Source organism: Pseudomonas sp. TE12234, assembly GCF_054061835.1.
In genome coordinates this window covers 105,820-112,322 of sequence record NZ_JBSSEP010000022.1, presented here as the reverse complement: position 1 = coordinate 112,322, position 6,503 = coordinate 105,820, and the positions used below count along the sequence as shown (strand labels likewise).

The following is a 6,503-nucleotide window of genomic DNA, read 5'->3' as shown; positions in this document are numbered from 1 at the left end:
GGTCTGCCGGCCCGTATCTGCTGGGTCGGCCTGGGCCTGCGCGCCAAGTTGGGCCTGGCGTTCAACGAAATGGTGCGCAGCGGTGAATTGTCCGCGCCAATCGTCATCGGTCGCGACCACCTGGACTCCGGTTCGGTGGCCAGCCCGAACCGCGAAACCGAATCGATGCAGGACGGCTCCGACGCCGTGTCCGACTGGCCACTGCTCAACGCCCTGCTCAACACCGCAAGCGGCGCGACCTGGGTGTCGCTGCACCACGGCGGCGGCGTCGGCATGGGCTTCTCCCAGCACTCGGGCATGGTGATTGTCTGCGACGGTACCGACGAAGCGGCCGAGCGTATCGCCCGCGTGCTGCACAACGACCCGGCCACCGGTGTCATGCGTCACGCCGATGCCGGTTACCAGATCGCCATCGACTGCGCCAGGGAACAGGGCCTGAACCTGCCGATGATTACCGGTCAATAACGCAAAACCGCTTTATGTGGGAGCGAGCGGGCTCGCGATGGCGTGTCAGTCGACACAGCGGTGAATGACACACCATCGCGAGCAGGCTCGCTCCTACAAAAAAACAGCCGTCCTTCATCGAGGAACCTGCCATGAGCAGCATCCCGTTTACCCAACAACTTCAGGGCGTGCGCGTGCTCGACCTGAGCCGCGTGCTGGCCGGTCCGCATTGCACCGCCATGCTCGCGGACCTGGGCGCCGACGTCATCAAATTCGAAGTCCCGGGGCACGGTGACGACAGTCGCCACCTGGGCCCGTTCAAGGATGGCGAGAGCGTCTATTTCGGCCTGATCAATCGCGGAAAACGCAGCGTCGAGATGGACTTCAAGTCCACCGCCGATCGCGCCCGGCTGTACGAGCTGGTACGCGACGCCGACGTTGTCGTGGAAAATTTTCGTCCCGGCGTGACCCAGCGCCTGGGCATCGATTTCGACACCCTCAAGCAATACAACCCCCAACTGATCTACGCGAGCATTTCCGGCTTTGGCCAGCACGGCCCGCTGTCGGGCAATCCGGCCTATGACATCGTCGCCCAGGCGATGTCGGGGCTGATGAGCGTCACCGGTTTCGCCGAGACCGGCCCCACCCGCAGCGGTGAGGCCATCGGCGATCTGTGCGCCGGGGTGTATGCCGCGTGGGCCATCAGCAGCGCGCTGTTCGCCCGGGAGCGGCATGCACCCGGCGCGCAATACATCGACGTCGCCATGTTCGATGTGCTGTTCAGCCTGCAAATGACCGGCCTGTCCAACCTCTTCGCCCATGGCGTGGCACCTGGCCTGGTCGGCAACCGCCATCCGGTCTCGACGCCCTTCGATACCTACCGCGCCGCCGATGGCCAGGTGGTGATTGCCGTGGCCAGCAACAAGCTGTTCCAGCGCCTGTGCGACTGCCTGGGCAAACCCGGGCTGGGCACCGACCCACGCTTTGCCGATGACCCGCAACGCACCCTCAACGAGCCGCTGCTGCGCGCCGAAATCGAAGCCTGGACCCGCCAGCTGAGCGTCGATCAGGTCTGCGACATCCTGCTCGACGCAGGCGTGCCGTCCTCGCCTGTGTGGAACCTCGCCCAGGCGGCCGCCAGCGAACAGGCGCAAGTGCGTCAACTGATGGTGCACCCACAGGGCTCTGCACAGCCGCTGGTGCCGCAACCCGTTTTCTTCAACGGTCACAAACCCCATGCCGTCACCCACGCGCCCCATCTGGGCGCCGACAACCAGGCATTTGGACTGAACAAACAGGAGCTTTCCCATGAACTTTGAATTGGATCAGGTCGAACTGGCCGTCATCGAAACCGCCGAAAAAGTGGCTCGCGAGGTGATCCAGCCACTCGCCCAACATTACGACGAAAGCGAAACCTTCTGTGCCGAGAGCCTCAAGGCACTGGCCGAGCTGGGCGGCATGGGCATCAACCTGCCAGAGGAGTACGGAGGCCTGGGCATTGGCAGCCTGGCCATGAGCCGCGTGGTGGAAGCCGTCGCGGGTGCCTGTGCCTCCACGGCATCGGCATTGACCGCGCACTTCCTGGCGACCGACTCGATCCTGCTCGGCGGCACCGAAGCACAGAAACAGCAGTGGTTGCCCCGAGCCGCCAGTGGTGAATTGCTCGGCGCCTTTGCCCTGACAGAGCCGGCGGCCGGTTCCAACCCGGCCGACATGCGTTGCCGTGCCCAACGCGAAGACGGCGGCTGGCGGGTGCGTGGCAGCAAGCACTACATCACCAACGCCCGCGAGGCCGACTTTATCGTGCTCTATGCCAAGACCGATGCCGACGCCGGCCACAAGGGCATCAGCGCCTTCATGATTGCCAAGGGCACCGAAGGGATCAGTTTCTCCAGCCCGGAAAAAACCATGGGGCTGCGCGGCAGCACGATCTATGAGCTGGCCCTGGACTGCTGGCTGCCCGATTCGGCGCTGCTGGGCGTCGAAGGTGCCGGCTTCAACACCGCCATGGCCGTGCTGGACCGGGGTCGCGTGGAAGTCGCCGCGATGTCGTTGGGTATTGCCAATGCGGCCCTGCAAGCGAGCCTGAACTGGGTCCGCGAACGGCAGATCGGGCCCAAACCGCTGGCGGCCTATCAAGGCACCCAATGGCGCCTGGCCGACATGTACGCGCAGCTGGAAAGTGCGCGCATGCTCACCTGGAAAGCGGCCGCCCGGCGCGACAGCGGTGAACGCTTCAGCCTCGATTCGGCGACCGCCAAACTGGTCGCCGCCGAGTGTGCCGGTTTCGTCACCGACGCCGCGCTGCAGCTGCATGGCGGCTATGGCTACATTCGTGATCTGCCGCTGGAGCGCTATGTGCGTGACGCGCGGATCCTGCGCATTTTCGAAGGCACATCCGAAGTGCAGAAAATCATCATTTCGCGAAGTCTGCTCGACGCCCAACGCTAACCGAGCGAAACAACCGGGCCTGTCCTGCAGGCCCTCCTCCTGAGTATTTCAACCACGAGAAGGCTGTCGTATCGAACGACACCCGAGAGGAACCGCCATGTCCGCCTCCAAAGAAAGTGCGCAGCGCAAGACGTATATAGAACGGCGATCCATCGATTACATACCCGAGTCGGAGCGCCACGGCCGACTGCTCAGTCAATTCACCCTCTGGTTCGGCGCCAACCTGCAAGTGACCGCGATTGTCACCGGGGCCCTGGCTGTCGTGCTCGGCGGCGATGTGTTCTGGTCCCTGGTCGGCCTGTTGCTCGGGCAATTGCTGGGCGGCGCGATCATGGCGCTGCACGCCGCACAGGGCCCGCAACTGGGCCTGCCGCAGATGATCTCCAGTCGCGTGCAATTTGGCGTCTATGGCGCTGTCATACCGATCGTTCTGGTGTGCCTGATGTACGTGGGCTTTTCCGCCAGTGGCTCGGTGCTGGCGGGTCAGGCGATCAGCCAGTTGATCAATGTCAGCGACGCCGCCGGCATCCTGATTTTCGCCGCGATGATCGTCGTGCTGACGGTGCTGGGCTACCGCACCATCCACTTGATCGGGCGCTTGTCGAGCCTGATCGGCGTGGTGTCGTTCTTCTATCTGTTCTACCGCCTGCTGTCGGTGCATGACATCGGCGAGCTGCTCGGCAATCGGCATTTTTCCCTCAGCAGCTTTCTGCTGGCGATCTCACTCTCGGCTTCCTGGCAGATCGCCTTCGGTCCCTATGTCGCCGACTACTCGCGCTACCTGCCGAGAACCACCTCAGCCTGGAAAACCTTCCTTGCGGTGGGCCTGGGCTCTGTCATCGGCACGCAGATTTCCATGGTCTTTGGCGTGTTCGTAGCCGCCCTGGCGGGCGACCAGTTTGCCGGTCACGAGGTGGCCTACATCGTTGGCATGGGCGCCAGCGGCGTTGTCGCTTCACTGCTGTTTTTCAGCATTGTGTTTGGCAAGGTGACCATTACCACCCTCAATGCCTACGGCAGCTTCATGTCGCTGGCCACCATCATCAGCGGCTTTCGCGGCAACCGGGACATCTCCAGGACCGTGCGCCTGATCTACATCCTGGTCATGGTCGGGTTTGCCACGGCCCTGGCATTGCTGGGCAGGCATTCCTTCCTGCACGATTTCTCGGCTTTCATTCTGTTCCTGCTGGCGTTTTTCACCCCCTGGAGCGCCATCAACCTGGTGGACTACTACCTGGTCACCAAGGAACGCTACGACATCCCCGCCCTCAGCGACCCGGATGGCCGCTATGGACGCTGGAACGTCACGGGCATCGCGGTGTATGCCCTCGGCGTGGTGATCCAGTTGCCGTTCATCGCCACCAGTTTCTACACCGGGCCCCTGGTTGAACCCCTGGGCGGTACCGATATTTCATGGCTGATCGGATTGACCGTGCCGGCGCTGATTTACTACCTGGCGGCACGTCACTCGTTGCATCGGGTTCCCGCGCAACTGATTCTTCCGCAAGACGCCAGCCCGGTTTGATCCACCGTCACCGCAGGGCGGCCCGAGCGGGCCGCCACTGCCCCCTTTCACCACACAGCGCCCGGGTTTCCCATGCTCGCCATTGCCTCCTCGCCTCCCGCCACCCGTGCCCGCGACCGACTGCTGGACGCCGCCATCGAACTGTTTGCCCGCCACGGTTTTCAGGCCATCGGCCTGCGCGACCTGGCGAGCCACCTGGGGCTGCACGCCGGGTCCCTGTACCACCACATCGAAAACAAACAATGCTTGCTGTTCGAACTCATTGAGTCGGCACTGTCGGACTTGTTGCTCGACACCAAGCGCCGGATGAGAGGCGCGAAGACTCCACGGGAACGCCTGCGCCGTTTCGTCCAGGCCTTCGTCGCGTTCAATCGGCGAGAGAAGCAGCGGCTGGTGCTGGTCACCCGTGAGTTCGTCAATCTCGACGAAGAACACCAGCGCCAGGCCAACCAGTTGAAAGACGCCTACCGCGCCCTGTTGCGCACGATCATCGCCGACGAATACAAGGACCGCGGCCATCACGAGCAAGAGGCCGGCCTGATCACCCATGCGGTGATGGGCCTGCTGTACGGCCAGTCACTGTGGATCGAGGTCGACATCAGTGAACAGCAATTGGCAGACCTGTTCACACACTGCGTCACGGGCATGATCGCCGGTGGCACTGCCGGTTTAACCCCGCCTGCCCGGCCGCCGAAGCGAACGCACCGGGCAGATCGAGGGCCGTCTGGCCTCACAGATACCAGCGATATTCCCGGGCACTGATTTCCTGCATGAACGCCAGATGATCCTGACGTTTGTTCTCGCAATACACATACACGAATTCCGCCCCCAGGCCTTCGCGCAGTTGCGGTTGATGCTGCATCGCGCGCACGGCTTCGAGCATTTCCAGCGGGAAGTCGATGCCGCTGTTGCGGTCTTCGTTGAGTGGCGGAATCGGCTCCTTGCCGGCTTGCAGGCCATGTTCGAGCCCGACCAGAATCGCCGCCAACACCAGATAAGGGTTGGCATCGGCACCGGCCAGGCGATATTCGATGCGCAGGTTTTTCGCGTCCGACTCGGGAATGCGCAGGCACGCATCGCGATCTTCAAAGCCCCAGCTCGCATGGGTGGCCACGTTTGTGGTGCCGCCGAGACGGCGATAGGCGTTCTGGTTCGGCGCGAAGATCGGCATGCTGTGCGGCAGCAATTCCAGGCAACCGGCCACGGCATGGCGCAGGGGTTGCTGCTGGTTGGCGGCCAGCAGGTTTTTACCGTCGGCATCGTACAGGCTGACATGCACATGCATGCCGCTGCCCGGGTGCTGCAAGTAAGGCTTGGCCATGAAGCTGGCGCGGTAGCCGTGCTTAAGCGCGACGCCACGGGTGCTGCGGCAGAACAGAGCAGCCCAGTCGGCCGCACGCAAACCGTCGTCGAGATGGCCGAAATTGATCTCGAACTGACCCGGTCCCAACTCTGCGGTAATCACCGTGGCATCGATGCCCTGGGCTCGCGTCGCCTCGACCATTTCATCCAGCACCGGCGCAAAGCGCGACAGGCGCTCGATGTGCATGTTCGGTTGATCATCGGCATCGTCAGTCAAGTCATCGCGGGGGAACTGCGGCAAGCCGTCACGCAGTTTTTTATCGAACAGGTAAAACTCCAGTTCGAACGCCACCACCGGATGAATGCCTTTGCGCGCCAGCCGGTCCAGCACTTGTGCCAGCACCTCGCGCGGCTCGAAGACGATCGGCTTTTCGGTGCCGTCGGAGGTAATCAGCATCTGCCCCAGGGGCTGCGCTTCCCAGGTCACCGGTTTGAGCGTGCCAGGCACCAGCCGCCGCAACGCGTCCGGGTCACCGTCGTTGAAGCAGTAGTCACCGATCTTGAACAACCCGCCCTGCACGCCCAGCAACACGCAGTTTTGCGGCAGCTTGAGGGCGCTGCCAGCCGCGACTTTTTCCAGCATCTCTACGGGATAACGCTTGCCGTAAAAGTGCCCCGGAATGTCCAGGGAAATCAGGTCGACATACCGCACCTCGGGGTAGCGTTGGCGAAAGGCACGCACTTCGGCGAGCAAATCAGAGCAGGCAGCATCCATCGTGGT

At 63.0% G+C, this 6,503-nt stretch carries 5 protein-coding genes and 1 pseudogene; 5 read left to right on the top strand and 1 reads right to left on the bottom strand.

Features of this window, described 5'->3' with window-relative positions; genetic code table 11:
• The 5 genes and pseudogenes from ACVWYU_RS26740 to ACVWYU_RS26720 all read left to right on the top strand — a co-directional run.
• Positions 1 to 465, top strand: a pseudogene (locus tag ACVWYU_RS26740) (urocanate hydratase); the annotation flags it as partial.
• Between the two features lie 131 nt (positions 466 to 596).
• Complete coding sequence (locus ACVWYU_RS26735; protein ID WP_457374111.1) at positions 597 to 1,763, top strand: CaiB/BaiF CoA transferase family protein; 1,167 nt, start codon at positions 597 to 599, stop codon at positions 1,761 to 1,763.
• Positions 1,753 to 2,895, top strand: coding sequence for an acyl-CoA dehydrogenase family protein (locus ACVWYU_RS26730; protein ID WP_247254912.1), 1,143 nt, complete (start codon positions 1,753 to 1,755; stop codon positions 2,893 to 2,895). The genes ACVWYU_RS26735 and ACVWYU_RS26730 overlap by 11 nt, the downstream gene beginning before the upstream one ends.
• A 97-nt stretch (positions 2,896 to 2,992) precedes the next feature.
• Positions 2,993 to 4,420 (top strand): purine-cytosine permease family protein, encoded by a 1,428-nt coding sequence (locus ACVWYU_RS26725; RefSeq protein ID WP_457374110.1) that lies wholly within the window; start codon positions 2,993 to 2,995, stop codon positions 4,418 to 4,420.
• 72 nt (positions 4,421 to 4,492) lie between these two features.
• Entirely contained in the window at positions 4,493 to 5,182 is a 690-nt protein-coding gene (locus tag ACVWYU_RS26720) for a TetR/AcrR family transcriptional regulator (RefSeq protein ID WP_457374109.1), read from the top strand.
• Here the strand turns inward: ACVWYU_RS26720 and ACVWYU_RS26715 are convergent.
• On the bottom strand, positions 5,151 to 6,497 hold the full coding sequence (locus ACVWYU_RS26715; RefSeq protein ID WP_457374108.1) for a glutamine synthetase family protein: 1,347 nt from the start codon (positions 6,495 to 6,497) through the stop codon (positions 5,151 to 5,153). The two genes, ACVWYU_RS26720 and ACVWYU_RS26715, sit on opposite strands and share 32 nt — an antisense overlap.
• Positions 6,498 to 6,503 lie beyond the last annotated feature (6 nt).